This is a genomic window from Streptomyces sp. S3(2020) (assembly GCF_013044505.1).
Lineage (GTDB): Bacteria > Actinomycetota > Actinomycetes > Streptomycetales > Streptomycetaceae > Streptomyces.
Map to the genome: position 1 here is coordinate 1 of NZ_JABERD010000201.1, position 17,816 is coordinate 17,816.

The 17,816-nt window shown below is 71.3% G+C and carries 14 protein-coding genes and 2 pseudogenes; 6 read left to right on the forward strand and 10 right to left on the reverse strand.

Going from position 1 to position 17,816, the window contains the following annotated elements:
- Window positions 1–725 (reverse strand): annotated as a pseudogene (locus HLK59_RS39380) (hypothetical protein); the annotation flags it as partial.
- 121 nt (window positions 726–846) lie between these two features.
- Window positions 847–1,098: a helix-turn-helix transcriptional regulator gene (locus HLK59_RS39385; RefSeq protein WP_171146449.1), complete on the reverse strand. Its 252-nt coding sequence runs from the start codon at window positions 1,096–1,098 to the stop codon at window positions 847–849.
- A gap of 32 nt (window positions 1,099–1,130) precedes the next feature.
- Here HLK59_RS39385 and map point away from each other — a divergent pair, with 32 nt between their 5' ends.
- The 3 genes from map (at window position 1,131) to HLK59_RS39400 (ending at window position 5,474) form a co-directional block, all read left to right on the forward strand.
- Window positions 1,131–1,898, forward strand: coding sequence for a type I methionyl aminopeptidase (gene map, locus HLK59_RS39390; protein WP_171146450.1), 768 nt, complete (start codon window positions 1,131–1,133; stop codon window positions 1,896–1,898).
- 45 nt (window positions 1,899–1,943) lie between these two features.
- Entirely contained in the window at window positions 1,944–2,723 is a 780-nt protein-coding gene (locus HLK59_RS39395; RefSeq protein ID WP_171146451.1) for a sporulation protein, read from the forward strand.
- Between the two features lie 207 nt (window positions 2,724–2,930).
- Window positions 2,931–5,474: an ATP-dependent Clp protease ATP-binding subunit gene (locus HLK59_RS39400; RefSeq protein ID WP_171146452.1), complete on the forward strand. Its 2,544-nt coding sequence runs from the start codon at window positions 2,931–2,933 to the stop codon at window positions 5,472–5,474.
- Here the strand turns inward: HLK59_RS39400 and ggt are convergent, their stop codons facing one another.
- Window positions 5,475–7,259 (reverse strand): gamma-glutamyltransferase, encoded by a 1,785-nt coding sequence (gene ggt, locus HLK59_RS39405; protein ID WP_171146453.1) that lies wholly within the window; start codon window positions 7,257–7,259, stop codon window positions 5,475–5,477.
- 144 nt (window positions 7,260–7,403) lie between these two features.
- Between ggt and HLK59_RS39410 the strand changes: the two genes are divergently transcribed.
- Together HLK59_RS39410 and HLK59_RS39415 are read left to right on the forward strand one after the other, a co-directional pair.
- A complete protein-coding gene (locus HLK59_RS39410) occupies window positions 7,404–8,162 on the forward strand; it encodes a hypothetical protein (protein ID WP_171146454.1) in 759 nt (252 codons plus the stop codon).
- Between the two features lie 116 nt (window positions 8,163–8,278).
- Window positions 8,279–9,847 carry a CocE/NonD family hydrolase gene (locus HLK59_RS39415; protein ID WP_171146455.1) on the forward strand — a complete coding sequence of 523 codons (1,569 nt, stop codon included), beginning with the start codon at window positions 8,279–8,281 and terminating at the stop codon, window positions 9,845–9,847.
- Between the two features lie 158 nt (window positions 9,848–10,005).
- Here the strand turns inward: HLK59_RS39415 and HLK59_RS39420 are convergent, their stop codons facing one another.
- Complete coding sequence (locus HLK59_RS39420) at window positions 10,006–10,749, reverse strand: amino acid ABC transporter ATP-binding protein (RefSeq protein ID WP_171146456.1); 744 nt, start codon at window positions 10,747–10,749, stop codon at window positions 10,006–10,008.
- Between the two features lie 125 nt (window positions 10,750–10,874).
- Window positions 10,875–11,282, reverse strand: a complete 408-nt coding sequence (locus HLK59_RS39425; RefSeq protein WP_171146457.1) for a DUF6278 family protein — start codon at window positions 11,280–11,282, stop codon at window positions 10,875–10,877.
- 190 nt (window positions 11,283–11,472) lie between these two features.
- On the opposite strand from HLK59_RS39425, the gene HLK59_RS39430 reads away from it, so the two are divergent.
- Entirely contained in the window at window positions 11,473–13,227 is a 1,755-nt protein-coding gene (locus tag HLK59_RS39430) for an SGNH/GDSL hydrolase family protein (RefSeq protein ID WP_171146458.1), read from the forward strand.
- Window positions 13,228–13,247: 20 nt separating this feature from the next.
- On the opposite strand, the gene HLK59_RS39435 is transcribed toward HLK59_RS39430, so the two are convergent.
- The 5 genes and pseudogenes from HLK59_RS39435 to HLK59_RS39455 all read right to left on the reverse strand — a co-directional run.
- Entirely contained in the window at window positions 13,248–14,027 is a 780-nt protein-coding gene (locus tag HLK59_RS39435) for an exodeoxyribonuclease III (RefSeq protein WP_171146459.1), read from the reverse strand.
- 30 nt (window positions 14,028–14,057) lie between these two features.
- Window positions 14,058–14,693 carry an MBL fold metallo-hydrolase gene (locus tag HLK59_RS39440; RefSeq protein ID WP_171146460.1) on the reverse strand — a complete coding sequence of 212 codons (636 nt, stop codon included), beginning with the start codon at window positions 14,691–14,693 and terminating at the stop codon, window positions 14,058–14,060.
- A 34-nt stretch (window positions 14,694–14,727) separates the two neighbouring features.
- Window positions 14,728–16,029 carry a 4-carboxymuconolactone decarboxylase gene (gene pcaC, locus HLK59_RS39445; protein ID WP_171146461.1) on the reverse strand — a complete coding sequence of 434 codons (1,302 nt, stop codon included), beginning with the start codon at window positions 16,027–16,029 and terminating at the stop codon, window positions 14,728–14,730.
- Between the two features lie 97 nt (window positions 16,030–16,126).
- Window positions 16,127–17,107, reverse strand: coding sequence for a hypothetical protein (locus HLK59_RS39450; protein WP_171146462.1), 981 nt, complete (start codon window positions 17,105–17,107; stop codon window positions 16,127–16,129).
- Between the two features lie 129 nt (window positions 17,108–17,236).
- Window positions 17,237–17,816 (reverse strand): annotated as a pseudogene (locus HLK59_RS39455) (hypothetical protein); the annotation flags it as partial.

Genomic DNA, 17,816 nt, shown 5'->3' on the forward strand with positions numbered 1-17,816 from the left:
TCGCGTAGGTCGCTCTGCTGTTCTCTGCTTACGCCGCCGCTAACTGGTCTACCGCGTTGATTTTGTTTTCCAGCCAGCTGACGGCATACGACGTGCTCAGGGTGCTCGTGGGCTCGGAGATGTGTATAGGAGTCCTCTCCCGGGCCGTACTCGCTCTCGATACGGAACACGCCGCCCATGCGTCCGCGCCGGATCGCCTGGGCCTGGCCCTCCGCCGAGCGGTGGTCCAACCGCTCCATGCGGGAACGGAGTTCGGCGCACCGGACGGTCGCCCGTTCGTGGTCGTCGCGGGCCCAGGCGAGGTCGATACGGAGGGCGTCGGCCTGTCCCTGGGAGGTGGCGGCAGCCAGCGAACGACCCAGCTGCGCCTGACGCTCGGCGGCGTACCGCTGTTCGCGGAGCATGACGTCGAGCCGGTCGCCGAGGGCGTCGCGGCCACCGGGCCGGGCGTCGAACGCGGACAGTGCGGCGGCATGCAGGGCTCGGGCCTGTTCGGCTTCGGCGGTCGCGGAGCCCGGGCCGTACTCGGTGGCCAGATCCTGCAACAGGGCCTCCACCACGTCCCAGGGCGGCACTTCACGCCCTTCGAGGCAGGCCCGCATACCGTCAGGGTCGCGCTGCCAGAACACCGCGCACCAGCCGCCGCCCTGATCCAGGCGCGCCAGCAGACCGTTCAGGTAGTTCGCGAACTCCCGCACCCGACCCGGGAGTTGATCCACTGCCATCGCACAACTCCCGCCAGACCGGAGTACTCCGGTCCGTAGAAAACACCAGTTGTGTTACGGCGCGGCTACAGAGGCTTTTCGAACCGGGCGCAAAGATCCCCGACGGGGCCGTCCGGCGCTGTCAGGCAGGCACCAACACGCACCGCACCACGAGTTCGTCCATGGACAGCCCCAGCACTCCCGCCAGGGCGGCGACCGTGAAGAACGCGGGGGTCGGCGCCCGGCCGGTCTCGATCTTCCGGAGCGTCTCCGCCGAGATGCCCGCACACGCCGCGACGTCGGCCATGCTGCGGCCGCCGCGGGCCTCGCGCAGAAATCGGCCGAGCCGCTCGCCGCGTTCACGCTCTTCCTGGGTCAGTGGGGTGCGCACCATGGCACCATTCTAATACCGGTATAGTAATTGGCATGGTGGAGCTGAAGACGGACACATCGATCGACGCCATGTACGAGGCCGGCCAGGTCGTGGGGCGTGCCCTCACGGCCGTGCGCAAGGCCTCCGACGTGGGCGTCTCCCTGCTGGAGCTGGACGAGGTGGCGCACGACGTGCTGCGGGAGGCGGGCGCGTCCTCGCCCTTCCTCGGCTACCGGCCCTCCTTCGCGCCGACCGCCTTCCCCGCCGTCCTGTGCGCCTCCGTGAACGACGCGATCGTGCACGGCATCCCGACCCGCTACAGGCTGCGCGACGGCGACCTGGTCTCGATGGACTTCGGCGCCGAACTGGGCGGCTGGGTCGGCGACTCGGCGCTCAGTTTCACGGTCGGCACCCCGCGCCCGGCCGACGTACGCCTGATCGAGACGGCGGAGCGGGCCCTCGCCGCCGGTATCGCGGCCGCCGTCGTCGGCAACCGCATCGGCGACATCGCGCACGCGATCGGCACGGTGTGCCGCGAGGCCGGGTACGGCATCCCGGACGGCTTCGGCGGCCACGGCATCGGCCGCCGGATGCACGAGGACCCGGGGGTGCCCAACGAGGGGCGTCCGGGCCGCGGCATGAAGCTGCGGCACGGCATGGTCCTGGCGATCGAGCCGATGCTGATCGGCGGCGGCACGGACGGCTACCACGCGGACCCGGACGGCTGGACCCTGCGCACCGACGACGGTTCCCGCGCGGCGCACGCCGAGCACACGGTGGCGATCACGGAGACGGGCCCACGGGTGCTGACGGCACGCTGAGCTAGTCTGCGTCCCTGATCATCGCGGGCTCGGGGAGGGGCGCACGTGGGCTTCAAACGGCTGTTCGGCATCGGGGATCCGGACGACGCTGTCGAGGTGGACACGCAGATCCTGGGACCGGTGTACCCGGGCGGGGACGTGAAGGGCGAGGTCGTCCTGAGGGGCGGAGCGCGCGAGACGCCCGTCCAGTACATCTACCTGCGCGTCGCGGTCCGGTGCGCGAGCCACAACGGCGAGGAGCGCGACTACGACATCGCCGCGTGTTCCGCCACCCCCTCGCACTTCACCCTGGGCAAGGGCGAGGAGAAGCGGCTGACCTTCACCGAACGCCTGTCCTGGGAGACACCGGTGAGCGAACTCGGCGGCCAGGCCCTGGGAGTGGTGCTCTCGGTGCGCACCGAACTGCACCGCGACTGGGACCACGACGGAACCGCCGTCGACACCGACCTGCTGCACGTCTCGGCCCCGCCCCTGCACGAGGCCGTGCTGGACGCCTTCGCGGAGGAGGGGTACTACTGCGCGTCCTCGTACGTCGTGGACTCCTACGTCCCGAACACGGAGCAGCACCGTGGCTACCACCAGTCCTTCGTCCTCGCCGACCACGCGTCCGGCCCCGGACGGCCGGAGCAGCTGGAGGTCGTCTTCCAGACGAACGTCGTCGGGGCCCTGATCCATGTGCGGCGCGCCGCACCCGATGTACGGGACTGGAAGAGCAAGCCCCCGGCCCGCCGTCTGACCGCCGCCCACCACGAGGTCGGCGCCGTCGACTGGGGTCCGCGGGTGCGCAAGGCGCTGGGCGAGCTGGCGCTGCTGGAGGACGACTGACGGGGCCGTCGGACGGACCACCGGGGGCACTGCCGAGACGGCCCCGCCACCGGGACCACTGGACGTGCCCGCTCCCCCCATCCGTGCGAAGGTGTTCTACGAACGCGCGCCCCAGGTGTGACCGGCTTGCGCCCGGTTACCCGGCCCCGGCACGTCGATCAGCGAGGGTGTCCCCATGCCCGCGCGGGACGCCGGATGGGAACGGCCATGACCAGCGGCTTCAGCGGACCGGAAGGCTACGACCCCTTCGGCGAGTTCCTCGCCCGTTTCTTCGGCGGACCCCGCCCCGGACCCCGGCAGATCAACATCGGCCGGCTGCTCAGCCGGCCCGCGCGGGAGCTGGTCCGGGACGCCGCCCAGTACGCCGCCGAGCACGGCAGCCGGGACCTGGACACCCAGCATCTGCTGCGGGCGGCACTGTCCGCCGAGCCGACCCGGTCCCTGCTCAGCCGCGCCGGAGCCGATCCCGACGAACTCGCCGAGGAGATCGACGAGCGATCCGGACCGGTGCGGCACCCGCCGGGCGAGGCCCCGCCACCGACCTCGCTCTCCCTGACCCCGGCCGCCAAGCGCGCCCTGCTGGACGCGCACGACCTGGCCAGGGCGCGCGGCACCGGTCATATCGGCCCCGAGCACGTCCTCAGCGCCCTCGCCGCCAACCCCGACTCGGCGGCCGGCCACATCCTCAACTCGGCCCACTTCGCACCGGCGGGCCTGCCGCCCGAGACGGCCCCGGACAGCGGGCAGCCACGCACCGAGGCACCGCGTACCACCGGCACCCCGACCCTCGACAAGTACAGCCGTGACCTCACCGAGCTGGCCCGGCAGGGCCGTATCGACCCGGTGATCGGCCGTGACGAGGAGATCGAGCAGACCATCGAGGTGCTGTCCCGGCGCGGAAAGAACAACCCGGTGCTGATCGGCGACGCGGGAGTCGGCAAGACCGCCGTCGTGGAGGGGCTCGCCCAGCGGATCTCCGAGAGCGATGTGCCCGATGTGCTGATCGGGCGGCGCGTGGTCGCCCTGGACCTGACCGGGGTGGTCGCGGGCACCCGCTACCGGGGCGACTTCGAGGAGCGGCTCACCTCCATCGTGGGGGAGATCCGCGCCCACTCGGACGAGTTGATCGTCTTCATCGACGAACTGCACACCGTCGTCGGCGCGGGCGGCAGCGGCGAGGCCGCGTCGATGGACGCCGGCAACATCCTCAAGCCCGCGCTGGCCCGCGGTGAGCTGCACATCGTCGGCGCGACCACCCTGGAGGAGTTCCGCCGGATCGAGAAGGACGCGGCGCTGGCCCGCCGCTTCCAGCCGATCCTGGTGCCGGAGCCGTCGGTCGCGGACACCCTGGAGATCCTGCGCGGCCTGAGCGACCGCTACGAGGCCCACCACCAGGTCCGCTACACGGACGAGGCGCTGGTGGCCGCCGTGGAGCTCTCCGACCGCTATCTCACCGACCGCCGCCTGCCCGACAAGGCCATCGACCTCATCGACCAGGCCGGCGCCCGGGTCCGGCTGCGCGCCCGCACCAAGGGCACCGACGTACGGGCCCTGGAGCGCGAGGTCGAGCAGCTCGCCCGGGACAAGGACCAGGCGGTCGCCGACGAGAGTTACGAGCAGGCCATGCAACTGCGCGACCGCATCGCGGAGTTGACGCGGCGGATCGGCGAGGCCACCGGGCACGACGAGGCCGACGAGGGGCAGAACCTGGAGGTGACGGCGGAGGCTATCGCCGAGGTGGTGTCGCGGCAGACGGGCATCCCGGTCGCCAGCCTCACCCAGGAGGAGAAGGAACGGCTGCTCGGCCTGGAGGACCACCTCCATGAGCGGGTCGTCGGTCAGGAGGAGGCGGTGAGCGTGGTCGCCGAGGCGGTCATGCGCTCCCGCGCCGGCCTCGCCAGCCCCGACCGTCCCATCGGCAGCTTCCTCTTCCTCGGCCCGACCGGCGTCGGCAAGACCGAGCTGGCCCGCGCCCTCGCCGAGGCGTTGTTCGGCAGCGAGGACCGCATGGTCCGCCTGGACATGAGCGAGTACCAGGAACGCCACACCGTCAGCCGTCTCGTCGGCGCCCCGCCCGGATACGTCGGCCACGAGGAGGCGGGCCAGCTGACGGAGGTGGTCCGCAGGCACCCGTACTCGCTGCTCCTCCTCGACGAGGTGGAGAAGGCGCACCCGGATGTCTTCAACATCCTCCTCCAGGTCCTCGACGACGGCCGCCTCACCGACTCCCAGGGCCGCACGGTCGACTTCACCAACACGGTCGTGGTGATGACCAGCAACCTCGGCTCCGAGGCCGTCACCCGCCGCGGCGCCGGCATCGGCTTCGGACCGGGCGGCGCCGAGGCCGACGAGGAGGCCCGCCGCGAACAGGTCCTGCGGCCCCTGCGGGAACACTTCCGCCCGGAGTTCCTCAACCGCGTCGACGAGATCGTGGTCTTCCGCCAGTTGACGCAGGAGCAGCTGAGGCAGATCACGAACCTGCTGCTCGAAGGGACCCGCCGCCTGCTGCACGCACAGGACATCACCGTCGACTTCACGGACGCGGCCGTCGACTGGCTCGCCCGGCGCGGCTACCAGCCGGAGTACGGCGCCCGCCCGTTGCGCCGCACGATCCAGCGGGAGGTGGACAACGAGCTGTCCCGGCTGCTGCTCGACGGGCGGGTGGAGAAGGGCGGCCGGGTGAGGGTGGACGTGGCGGGCGAGCGGCTCGCGTTCCGTACGGAAGACGAAACGCCCGCCCCCGAGTCCTGACTAGGGCGCCGGGTACACCACCTGCGCCGACCCGCCACCCCGCCGCACGGTCTCCGCGGCGGCCAGCCACTTCCCGTTCGGCAGCCGCTGCACACCGGTCGCCGCCCCGATCTCGGCGTTGAGCCGGAACCCGTGTCCGAGGGCCTCCAACTTCGTCCTCGACTCACTGTTGAAGAGCGCGGGTTCGAGCTCCGTGGTCGTCTGGTTCCGCTGACTCGCCCGCGGCGCGGCGATCGCGTCGACCAGCGGCACCCCACGGTCCACGACCTGTGTGAGCGTCTGCAACACGGTGGTGATGATGGTCGCCCCACCGGGCGAACCCAGCGCCACCACGGGCTTGTTGTGCTGGTCGAGGACGATCGTCGGCGAGATCGAGGACCGCGGCCGCTTTCCGGGACCCGGCAGATTCGGGTCGTGCACGGCCGGGTTGGCGGGAACGAAGGAGAAATCCGTCAGTTCGTTGTTGAGGAGGAACCCGCGCCCCGGCACCGTGATCCCGCTGCCACCGGTCTGCTCGATGGTGAGCGTGTAGGAGACGACGTTGCCCCACTTGTCGGCCACGGTCAGATGCGTGGTGTTCTCTCCCTCGTACGTCGTCGGCGCGGGCGTCCCGGTCGAGCCCGGGTCGCGCGGGTCGCCGGGTGCCACCGGGCTGGTCAGCACCGCGTCGTCCTTGATGAGCGCGGCCCGCTGATCGGCGTACGACTGCGACAGCAGCCCCTTGGTGGGTACGTCCTCGAAGGCGGGGTCGCCGACCCAGCGCCCGCGGTCGGCGAAGGCGATGCGGCTCGCCTCGATGTACCGGTGCAGGTACCGCACGTCGTCGGCCTTGGAGAGGTCGGTGTTCTCCAGGATGTTGAGGGCTTCACCGACCGTCGTGCCACCGGAGGACGACGGCGCGATGGAGTACACGCCCAGTCCGCGGTACGAAGTCTTCGTGGGCGCCTGTGACTTGGCCCGGTACGCCGCGAGGTCCTTCTCCGACAGTTGCCCGGGACGGGCGTTCCAGCCGGAGGCCGGATCCACCGGCGGGTTGTTCACGGTGTCCACGATCTCGTCGCCGAGCCCGCCCCGGTAGATCGCGTCGACGCCCTTCCTGCCCAGTTCCTTGTATGTGCGGGCGAGGTCGGGGTTCTTGAAGGTGGAGCCCACGACGGGCAGGGCGCCGTTCGGGAGGAACAGCTCGGCCGTGTCCGGGAAGTAGCGGAAGCGGGTCTCGTTGAGGGCGGTCTGGGCGCGGAAGGTGTCGTCGACGGTGAAGCCGTCGCGGGCGATCCGCTCGGCCGGCTTCAGGACCGTGCCGAGTCCTCTGGTCCCCCATCTGTCGAGGGCCGTGGCCCAGGTGGCGGGCGTGCCGGGGGTGCCGACGGCGAGCCCGCTGCTGACGGCGTCCGCGAAGGCGAGCGGCTGGCCGTTCTCGGTGAAGAGGTTCGCGTCGGCGGTCAGCGGGGCCGTCTCCCGGCCGTCGATGGTGTGCACCTTGCGGGACTCGGCGTCGTAGTAGACGAAGTAGCCGCCCCCGCCGATGCCGGAGGAGTAGGGCTCGGTGACGCCGAGCGCGGCGGCCGTGGCGACGGCCGCGTCGACCGCGTTGCCGCCCTTCTTCAGCACCTCGATACCGGCCGAGGAGGCGTCGAGGTCGACGCTGGCGACGGCACCGCCGTAGCCGACGGCCACGGGGACCTTCTGCGGTGCGGAGGCGGATGGCGGTGCCGTCGCCCCCACGGAGACCACGGCGGCCGAGACCGCCAGTACCGACAGTTTCCGCGCGACAGGGCGACGCATGCGTACCTCCAGGCCGGGACCGTCCGCGCAGCGTAGCCACAACACCAGGGGCCCGACAGCCCCATTCAGGGCAGCTGACATGAGAACGCCACACTTCGAACACGGGTACGTACCAGCCATGTCGGCCCGCTAGCATGCGCGCCCATGAATGACGACGTGCGCAACATCGTCCTGGGCGTGGTCGCGGCCGGCATCAGTGCCGCCCTCGGCTGGGTCGCCCGCACCTATCTGTGGAAGCGCAAGCTCCGCAAGAAGCAGGCGTTCTTCGGGCTGCCGAACAACTCCGAGTCCCTCCTCGTCGTCAACCGCGACGCCGGCAGCCCCGACCTCGCCGTGCACCGCTACGACGTCTTCGCGCTCCTGGAGCTCTCCGCGCTCATCAAGGACTGCGGTGCGCACGCCGAGGTCATCACCCAGGACACGGCCCGGCAGGGCTTCGGGGAGCGCACGGAGTTCTGTGTCGGCGGTCCGGGGTCCAACCGGCGCATGGCGGCCCATATGCACGCCATGCTGCCCGGGGTGCGGGTGAACACCGATCCGGAACCGGGCCCGGACCGGCTGGCCTTCCAGATCGGCAGCGAGCGCTACCGGATGGAGAAGGGCCTGTCCGAATATGTGCTGCTGGCCCGGCTCACCGCGGGGCAACCCGGCCTGACCCGGCCCGTCTTCCTGTTCAGCGGCCAGACCGCGATCACCAACCAGGCCGCGACCCGCTACCTCGCCCGCAACCACGAGCGGCTGTCGCGCAAGTACGGCAACAACACGTTCGTCCTGCTGTTGAAGGTGGTCAACTCACAGGCGTACGGCCCGGACGTCGCCGAGCTGATCGCGGACGTGACCCGGGCCGCACAGGCACCGCTGCCGACGCCCGCGGCTCCCCGTAACTCCCACCGCTCCTCCTGAATTCATTCACATGACAACAATCGTTACTCGCACGTAACTTACCGACGGGTTACTTGCGGTAAGAGCCCGAGGTTACCGTCGGGTCACTTTCCACTGACACGAGTGAGGAGTGGCCCGTGGGACACCATCGCAAGGCCCTGCGCACCAGCGCCGTGGGCGCCGTCTCCGCGACCCTGATCGCCGGTGGGGTCCTCGGCGCGGCCCCCGCCGCACAGGCCGCGACGAACGGCGTCCGGTTCGTCGACATCAGCGGCGAGGGCGGCACCGTCCTCAAGGCGAACGTCGTCACCCCGGCCGGCGCCGACGGCAGCCGCACCTACCCGCTGCTCGTGCTGCCCACGAGCTGGGGCCTGCCCCAGGTCGAGTACTTCGCGCAGGCCCAGAAACTCGCGGACTCCGGCTATGTCGTGCTCAGTTACAACGTGCGCGGCTTCTGGCAGTCCGGCGGGGAGATAGAGGTGGCGGGCCCGCCCGACATAGCCGACGCCCGCAAGGTCATCGACTGGGCGCTCGCCAACACCCCCGCCGACGCCAGGAACGTCGGCATGGCGGGCGTCTCCTACGGCGCCGGCATCAGCCTGCTCACCGCCGCACAGGACAAGCGGGTCAAGGCGGTCGCCTCCCTCAGCGGCTGGGCCGACCTGATCGAATCGATCTACTCGGGGCGCACCCAGCACGTCCAGGCCTCGGCCCTCCTCGACGGCGCGAGCCTGGTCACCGGGCGCCAGAGCGCCGAACTCCGGGAGATCTTCGACAACTTCTACGCCTCCAATCTGTCCAAGGAACAGGACATGATCAATTGGGGGAAGAAACGTTCGGCCGCCACATATGTGGATCAGCTGAACAAGAACGGCGCAGCAGTCATGATGGCCAACGCCTGGGGCGACACGATCTTCCCGCCCAACCAGTACGCCGACTTCTACGAGAAGCTCACCGGCCCGAAGAGACTGGAGTTCCGCCCCGGCGACCACGCCACCGCCGAGCTCACCGGTCTGCTGGGGCTGCCCAACGACGTGTGGACCGACACCGAGCGCTGGTTCGACCACTACCTCAAGGGCGAGGACAACGGGATCGACAAGGAGCAGCCGGTCCAGCTCAAGTCCCGTTCCACGGGCGGCTACGAGGGCTACCCGGACTGGAAGTCCGTCGGCGCGACCCGCAAGAAGCTCGCCCTGTCCGGCACCACCACGATCCACACCAACGTCGACTCGGGCGCCAACGGCGGGATCGTCTTCCTGTCCAGCATCCTGGACCAGGTGGCCAAGCTGCCCCCGGTCGCCTCGATCCCGCTGCTCCCGCGCGCCTGGGCGGCCGTGTGGCAGTCGGAGAAGTACACGACGGCCCAACAGGTGCGCGGCACCGCGAAGTTGCACACCACGCTCACTCCCACCAAGGAGAGCGGCACCCTCGTCGCCTACCTGTACGACGTGGGGCCGCTCGGCCTCGGCAAGCTGGTCAGCAACGCGCCGCACACCTTCCACGGGCAGACACCCGGCAAGCCGTTCGGCGTCGACCTGGAGCTGTACTCCACGGCCTACGACGTCCCGGCAGGGCACCGTCTCGCCCTGGTCGTCGACACGGTCGACCCGCTCTACATCGAGCACAACCCGTCCGGCGCGCGGCTGACCTTCTCCTCGCCGTCGAACGACCCGTCGTACGTGTCGATTCCGCTGCGCGAGCAGTGATCTCCGGCCGGCGCCGGGCGGGTATGGCTCAGTGAGCTGCCACCCCCTACGGTCTCGGGGCCGTGGGGGGATCCCCACCCGGCAGCAGCGTCCCCGGCGGGACCGTCACCACGGGGACGGACGGTGCGATGCGGAACATGGGTCGTACTCCCCCCGGGTCAATGCGTGAGGATCTTGGAGAGGAAGTCCTTCGCGCGCTCACTGTTCGGGTTGGTGAAGAACTCCTCGGGGGCACGGTCCTCGACGATGCGGCCGTCGGCCATGAACACCACGCGGTTTGCGGCCGAACGGGCGAAGCCCATCTCGTGGGTGACGACGACCATCGTCATGCCGTCGCGGGCGAGTTGCCGCATGACCTCCAGGACCTCGTTGATCATCTCCGGGTCGAGGGCCGAGGTCGGCTCGTCGAACAGCAGGGCCTTGGGCTCCATGGCGAGGGCGCGGGCGATGGCCACGCGCTGCTGCTGGCCGCCGGAGAGCTGCGCCGGGTACTTGTCCGCCTGGTCGGCGAGGCCCACCCGGTCGAGAAGCTGACGGGACCGCTTGTCGGCCTCGTCCTTCTTGCGCCTGCGGACCTTGGTCTGGGCCAGCGAGATGTTCTGGAGGACCGTCTTGTGGGCGAAGAGGTTGAAGGACTGGAAGACCATGCCGACTTCGGCGCGGAGCCCGGCGAGGGCCTTGCCCTCCTCCGGCAGCGGCTGTCCGTCCAGCCGGATCTCGCCGGACTGGATGGTCTCCAGCCGGTTGATCGTCCTGCACAGTGTCGACTTTCCCGACCCTGACGGGCCGATGACCACGACCACCTCCCCCTTGCCGACGGTGAGGTTGATGTCCTGGAGGACATGCAGTGCCCCGTAGTACTTGTTGACGTCACGCAGCTCGATCAACGGATCGACGGCCATGCCCAGCCCTACCCACTCTCAGCTGTGTCGCGATTGCCGCAAACTATCCAGACAAGAGTGGAGTTAATACACGACACGCACTTTTCGGGCATTAGCCGTATTTACGCCTTGCTTACTCACGTGCCCTAGGCCTCCGCCACCTCGGCGTACAGCTGGGAGAGTTCGGGCACCCCGCTCGCCGCCCACTCATGGCCGTCGGCGACGACATCGAACTCCCGGTCGGAGGCGAGCCGGATCACCGGCTGTCCGTCGGAGCGGATCCCCCAGCGGGCCCCCGCCACGGTCCGTACGATCACCGTCCCGAGATACAGCCCGGCGTCGTTGCCGAGCCACTCCAGGACCTCCGCGTCGTCCCGCCAGCGCGGCACCAGCTGGTCGAGCGCCTCCAACGAGGCGACCGTGTCGTCGAGTTGGACACCGCTGCGGTACGCCTGGTGGCGCAGCAGCTCACATTCGGAGAGGAGTCCGGCGATGCCCTCGGCGTCGTGCGCCTCGGGTTCCTTGCGCCGGTTGCCCAGAAAAGGGATCTTCATACGCCCAGCGTGTCATCGGCACACGCCCCAGCACCACAGGCGCGCGCCGTGAGTCGATCCGGGGGACTTCGCGCCGAGTTCGCGCATGGCTCGTTGACGCGCCACCGGTGCCTCCCTAACTTCACGGAGCGTCTTTCGTCTCGTCCCGACCGGTGCTGAACGGGGGAACCAGGTGCGCCGAGGTGTACGCATGTCCGCGCTGGCCCTCGCCCTGTTCGCGGTCCTGGTGCCGGCCGGTCCGGCGCAGGCGGCCGGCCCGGAGGAGGGGGAGAGAGCGGAACCCCTTCCGTTGGAGCAGCTCTTCGACAACACGGCGGTCAGCGACGACGCCCGGCCCGGCGAGGCGGACTTCGACGGGACGGGTGCCTCCCTGTCGGCCCAGGACCTCACCGCGGCGGGCTGGACGCCCGGCCGGACACCGACCGTGCAGGGTGCGCGGCTGGCCTGGCCACGCCGGAAGGCGGGCGCTCCCGACAACGTACGGGCCGCCGGACAGTCGGTGCGTGTCGAAGGCCGGGGCGACGCACTCGCCTTCTTGGTGGCGGGCACCGGCGGCGCCGGGGCGACCGGTTCGGGCAGGGTGGCGTACGCGGACGGCAGCGGCTCCTCGTACCGTCTGACCGCCCCCGACTGGCGCACAGGACCGCTCGCCACGAAGGCTCTGGCACTGCCGCATGTGAACACGCCCGGCGGTCAACTCGCCGAGAAGGCACGGCTGTACGTCGTGACGGTCCCGCTCGCGCGCGGCCGCCAGGTCGCCTCGGTGCGGCTGCCCGACTCGCCTTCCCTGCATGTGTTCGCGGTGTCCGTGCGGGCCACCACGCCGGGCTGGAGCGGGAGTTGGGCCGCCGCGACCGCCGGGCATCCGGCCGTGGGGCCGTGGAGCGAGCGGACCCTGCGGCTCGTGGTGCACACCTCGGTGGGCGGGCCGCGGGTGCGGCTGCGGTTCGACAACACCTTCGCGGCGGGGCCCGTGCGGATCGGGAGCGCGACGGTGGCGGTCCAGGAGGCCGGTGCGGCGGCGCGGGACGTGCCGTTGCCGGTCGCCTTCGGGGGCGCGGCGGGTGTCGAAGTGCCCGCGGGGGCGCAGGCGTTCAGTGATCCGCTCGACTTCCAGGTGCCCGCGGACGCGAAACTGCTGGTGAGCTTCCATCTGCCGGGGACGGTGACGGCGGCGCCCGTGCACCGGCTCGCACGGCAGCGCTCGTACGTCAGCGAGGCGGGCGACCACACGGCCGACGGGTCGGCGACGGCCTACACCACCGTCCTGACGAGTTGGCCGCTGCTGACCGGGGTGGACGTGGGCGGCGGGCCGGGGTCCGTGGTGCTGCTCGGGGACTCGATCACCGACGGGGAGAAGTCGACGGTCGACGCCGATCGACGATGGCCCGATGTGCTGGCCGCACGGCTGCTCGCGCAGCATGTGGTCCCGCACTATGGCGTGCTCAACCAGGGGATCTCCGCGAACCGTGTGGTCGCCGACCGCTATCCCGGTGACGGGGTCTCCACGGACACCGGCGGGGTGAGCGCCCTGCACCGGTTCGACCGGGATGTCCTCGCGCAGACGTCGGCCCGTACGGCCGTCGTCCTCCAGGGCGTCAACGACGTGCGGTGGGGCGCCACGGCGGACGAGGTGATCGCGGGCCTGCGGGAGATCGCCGACCGGGGCCAGCAGCGCGGGCTGCGGATGCTGGCCGCGACGATCCTGCCCTGCGAGGGCGAGGCCCGCTGCACGGCCGCCGTCGACGGCGAGCGGGTCGCGGTGAACGCCTGGATCCGGGGCGCCGGTGTGTTCGACGGCGTCCTCGACTTCGACGGCGTGGTGCGCGACCCGGACCGCCCGGCGCGGATGCTGCCCGCGTACGACAGCGGGGACCATCTGCATCCGGGGGACACGGGTCTCGCGGCGCTCGCCGGGTCCGTGGACCTCGGTCTGCTGGACTGACTGTCGCTCTGCTGGAGTGACTAGACGTCGAGATCCACGACCACGGGCGCGTGGTCGGAGGCGCCCTTGCCCTTGCGCTCCTCGCGGTCCACGTAGGCGTCGCTGACGGCCTTCGCGAACGGCTCGTTGCCGTAGACCAGGTCGATGCGCATGCCGCGGTTCTTGGGGAAGGCGAGCTGGCGGTAGTCCCAGTACGTGTAGGGGTGGTCGTACTTGAGGGGCCGCGGGACCACGTCGGACAGGCCCGCCTCGCGCAGGGAGGTGAGGGCGGCGCGTTCGGCCGGGGTGATGTGGGTGAGGCCCTCGAAGGCGGCCACGTCGTAGACGTCGTCGTCGGTCGGCGCCACGTTGTAGTCGCCCAGGACCGCGAAGGGGCGGCTGCCCGCCGCGTCGCCCGCGACGGCCGCCGTGAGGGCCTCGAACCACTGGAGCTTGTACGCGTAGTGCGGGTGGTCCACCTCGCGGCCGTTGGGCACGTACACCGACCAGACCCGGACGCCGCCGCAGGTCGCGGAGACGGCGCGGGGCTCGGCGGCGCCGTCGTAGCCGGGGTCGCCGGGCAGGCCCTTGACGACGTCCTCCAGGCCGACCCGGGAGAGCACCGCCACGCCGTTCCACCGGCCCGTCGCGTTGACCGCCGCCTCGTAGCCCGCCTCTCGCAGCTGCTCGAACGGGAACTGCTCCTCGGCCAGCTTGGCCTCCTGGAGGCAGAGCACGTCGGTGCCGCTGCTCTCCAGCCAGGCCAGGAGCCTCGGCAGGCGGGCGGTGATCGAGTTGACGTTCCAGGTCGCGATGCGCATGCCTGACAACCTACCGGGCGCCACTGACACTCACAGCGACGCACTCTCCCCCGGCGCGAGGCGCAGATGCTCCGAGCCGCCGAGCGCACCGATCTGGTTGTCGTAGATGGGACGGGCGAGGTCGGTGAGAAGGGCGTCGTGGATGTCGTAGGCCCGCCGCGGCCCGACCTCACGGACGTAGTCGATCACCTCGGAGATCTTGCTCCAGGGGGCCATGACCGGGAGCATCAGCGTCTCGACCGTGTGATCGGGGACGGTCAGGGCGTCGCCGGGGTGGAAGACGCGGCCGCCGTCGACGAGGTAGCCGACGTTGGTGATGCGCGGGATGTCCGGGTGGATGACGGCGTGGAGTTCGCCGTGGACCTGGACGTCGAAGCCGGCCGCCGTGAAGGTGTCGCCGTGGCCGACGGTGTGGACGCGGCCGGGGAAGGCGGCGGAGACCTTCTCCGCGACGGACTTCAGGGTCCAGATCTCGGCGGCCGGGTTCGTCTCCAGGGCCGCGCGCAGCCGCTCCTCGCTGAAGTGGTCGGGGTGCTCGTGCGTGACGAGGATCGCGTCCGCGCCGACCGCGGCGTCCGCCTCGCTGAACCCGCCGGGGTCGAGGACGAGGGTGCGTCCGTCCTTCTCCAGGCGGACACAGGCGTGCGACATCTTCGTGAGCTTCATGGCTCCCATCCTGCCGCGCGCGGCCGAGGGGCGCTCACTCCTCGGGAGTCGTCTCCTCCCGGATGACCTGCTGGGCCACCTTGAACGCGCTGTTGGCCGCCGGCACCCCGCAGTAGACCGCCGCCTGGAGCAGCACCTCCTTGATCTCGACCGGGGTGAGACCGTTGCGCAGGGCCGCCCGGACGTGGAAGCCGAGCTCCTCCAGGTGACCGCCCGCCACGAGGGCGGTGAGCGTGACACAGCTGCGGGAACGGCGGTCGAGGCCGGGGCGGTCCCAGATCTCGCCCCAGGCGTAGCGGGTGATGAACTCCTGGAAGTCCCCGGAGAACTCGTCGGCCTGCGCCAGCGCCCGGTCGACGTGCGCGTCGCCGAGCACCTCGCGGCGCACCTTGATCCCGGCGTCGTACGGGTCGGGCCGTCCCCCGCCCACCGCGGGCACCGGTACGGCGGGGGCGATCTCGGCGATCGGTACGCCCTGCTGCGGCGGCGCGGCCAGGATCGGCTTGACCGGGGCCGCCGGGATGGCCGTCTGACCGGTGGTGGAGTCGAAGGCGGGCTGCCAGGCCGTGGAGAAGTGCCGGACCAGGAGGTCGGTGACGGCCGCGGGCTGCTCCACCGGTACGAGGTGGGAGGCGCCCGGCACCACCGCGAGCCGTGCGTCGGGGATGCCCGCGACGAGCGTACGGGCCTGTGCCGGGCCGGTGACCTGGTCGTCGGAGCCGACGAGGACGAGGGTGGGCACGCCGACGTGGCCGAGGTCGGCCCGTATGTCGAAGGCGGCGAGGGCCTCGCAGGCGGCGATGTAGCAGCCCGGGTCGGTGGTGCGGACCATCTGCACGGCCCAGTCGGTGATCGCGGGCTGCGCGGCGGCGAACCCGCCCGTGAACCAGCGGTCGGGGGAGGTACGGGCGATGGGGTCGAGCCCGTTCGTCCGCACGATCACCCCGCGCTGCCGGAACTCGTCCGGCGTCCCGAATCTCGGCGAGGTGGCGATCAGCGCGAGCGAGGCGATCCGCTCCGGGTGGCGCAGGGCCAGCTCCAGACCGACCGCACCGCCGAGCGCGCAGCCCGCGTAGCCGAAGCGCTGGATGCCGAGCTGTCCGAGAGTGGCGAGCAGCCGGGCGGTGAGGTCACCGACCGCACCCGCCGGGTAGGCGGGCGCGCCACCGTGCCCCGGCAGGTCGAACCGGAAGATCCGCCACTGCTTGGCCAACTCGGGAACCTGCCGGTCCCACATGTGCCACGTGGTGCCGAGCGAGGGGCCCAGGATGAGGACCGGGGCGTCGTCCGGGCCGTCGAGGCGGTACTGGAGGGCGGGGGTCTGCGTCTCACTCACCGCTCCACGCTAACCGCCGTTTCTGAGGGCACGGCCCCTGGGCCCCCGGTCCCCACACCTGACTCCCTCACATCGGCGGCGAACCCTCACCGCGCCTTCACCGAAGGACGGGGACGGGCGCGGTGCCGCGGACGGTCACACCGAACCGGGACCGCATCCTGTGCATCTCCCACAGCGAGACGACCGTCACCGACAGCGGGCCGCCCAGCAGGGAGCAGTACTGCACGACCGGCGGGCCCTGCGGCATGCCGCTGTCGATCAGGTTGAAGAGCGCGAGCACCCAGACCAGCGCCACCGTCACCACGGGCGGCAGCATCGGATGGACATGTGCGGTGTTGAATGCGCTGCGCGCGGAGTACAGCGAGGCCAGGAGGAAGAAGGGGATGCCCCAGCCCAGCACGGCCAGCCCCGCGATGCCCACCAGGAACCCCTGCCATCCGTTCAGCTCGGCCTTGGCCGCCTGGGCGACTCCCAGCAGGGTCCCCACGAGGACGACCACGGTCAGCAGATACCAGCCGACCGCCTTCAACGGGGCATGGAGCCGGGAGCGCAGGTGGGGCCGCAGGTGCGGGGGAGCGTAGAAGACGAAGCCGATGATGACCAGTGGGCCGCCGACGATCAGCAGGACCGGGGCGATGATCATGTTGGCGACACCGCCGGTCGCGGCGTCCTCCCAGCCGTCCTTCTCCGCGCCGTAGGCCAGGAACAGGCCGATCGTGGCGAGGGCACCGAGCACCGTGCGGGCCACCTGGACGCGGTCCACGGTGCGGTCCTCGATCCGGCCGTCGCCCTCCTGCACGAAGAGCCGGGTCGCGACGCGGTGCGCGGAGCGGATGACGGCGGCGACGAGGTAGGGGGCGGAGAAGAACCACAGCCGGCTGCGGCGGCGCGGCGCACGGCCGGGCACGGGGGCCGGGGGCACGTAGGGGTACGGGTTCTGCGGTGGGTACGGGTTCGGCGCCTGCGGGGGTACGTAGGGATTGTTGGCCGGCGGTCCGGGTGGCGGGCCCCAGCCCTGTCCGCCCGGTCCGTTGCCACCGGGCTGTCCCGTGCCGGGACCCCATCCCCCCGTAGCCATACCGCTTCCCCCGTTCGCTTTCGGTCGGTTGCTGTGTCGCAGTGCGACATCGCGGCATTTTAGTGGCTCATGAGTCGCGTTCCCCCGCCGTCACTGTGCGAACTGTGTGTGGTGGTTGTGTGAAGCGTGTCAGCCCTCGGATGAGGTGCCCAGGCCGGTCAGGGCGCCGACCGGGTCCAGGTCGGGGGTGCCGCGGGGCCACCAGTCGTCGGCGCCCGGGTCGGATTCGTAGGCGTACCACAAGCCGTCGCGGCCCAGCCGGAGTTGGACATGGCCGCGGGGGTGGGTGAGGCGGTTGCGCCAGGGCCGGAAGGCCGGGAGGTCGGCGGCGAGCAGGAGCGGGCGGGCGCGGTCGAAGCGGCCGGCCGGCGGGTCCCAGGGCTCCTCCAGGACGGCGAGGCCCTCGAACCCGCCCTGACGCCAGGCGGCGACCGCGCGTGCCAGGTCGGCCGGGGTGCGGCCGGCCTCGGCGGCGAGCGAGGCGTAGAGCGAGCGGGTGGCGGCGGTGAGACCGGAACCGGGGCGGGCCGCGGCGAGCCGTACCGCGTCCTGCCACAGGGTCAGTTCGGCGACCGGGTCGCGTCCGGTACTGAGCAGCGCGTGGGCACGTCCGGCGGCGTCGGTCGCCAACTGGTCCAGGGCGAAGGGGTCCGGGCCGCCCGGGGCCGCCGGGTAGACCGGCGGCTGTCCGGGGTGCGGGGGTGTCGGC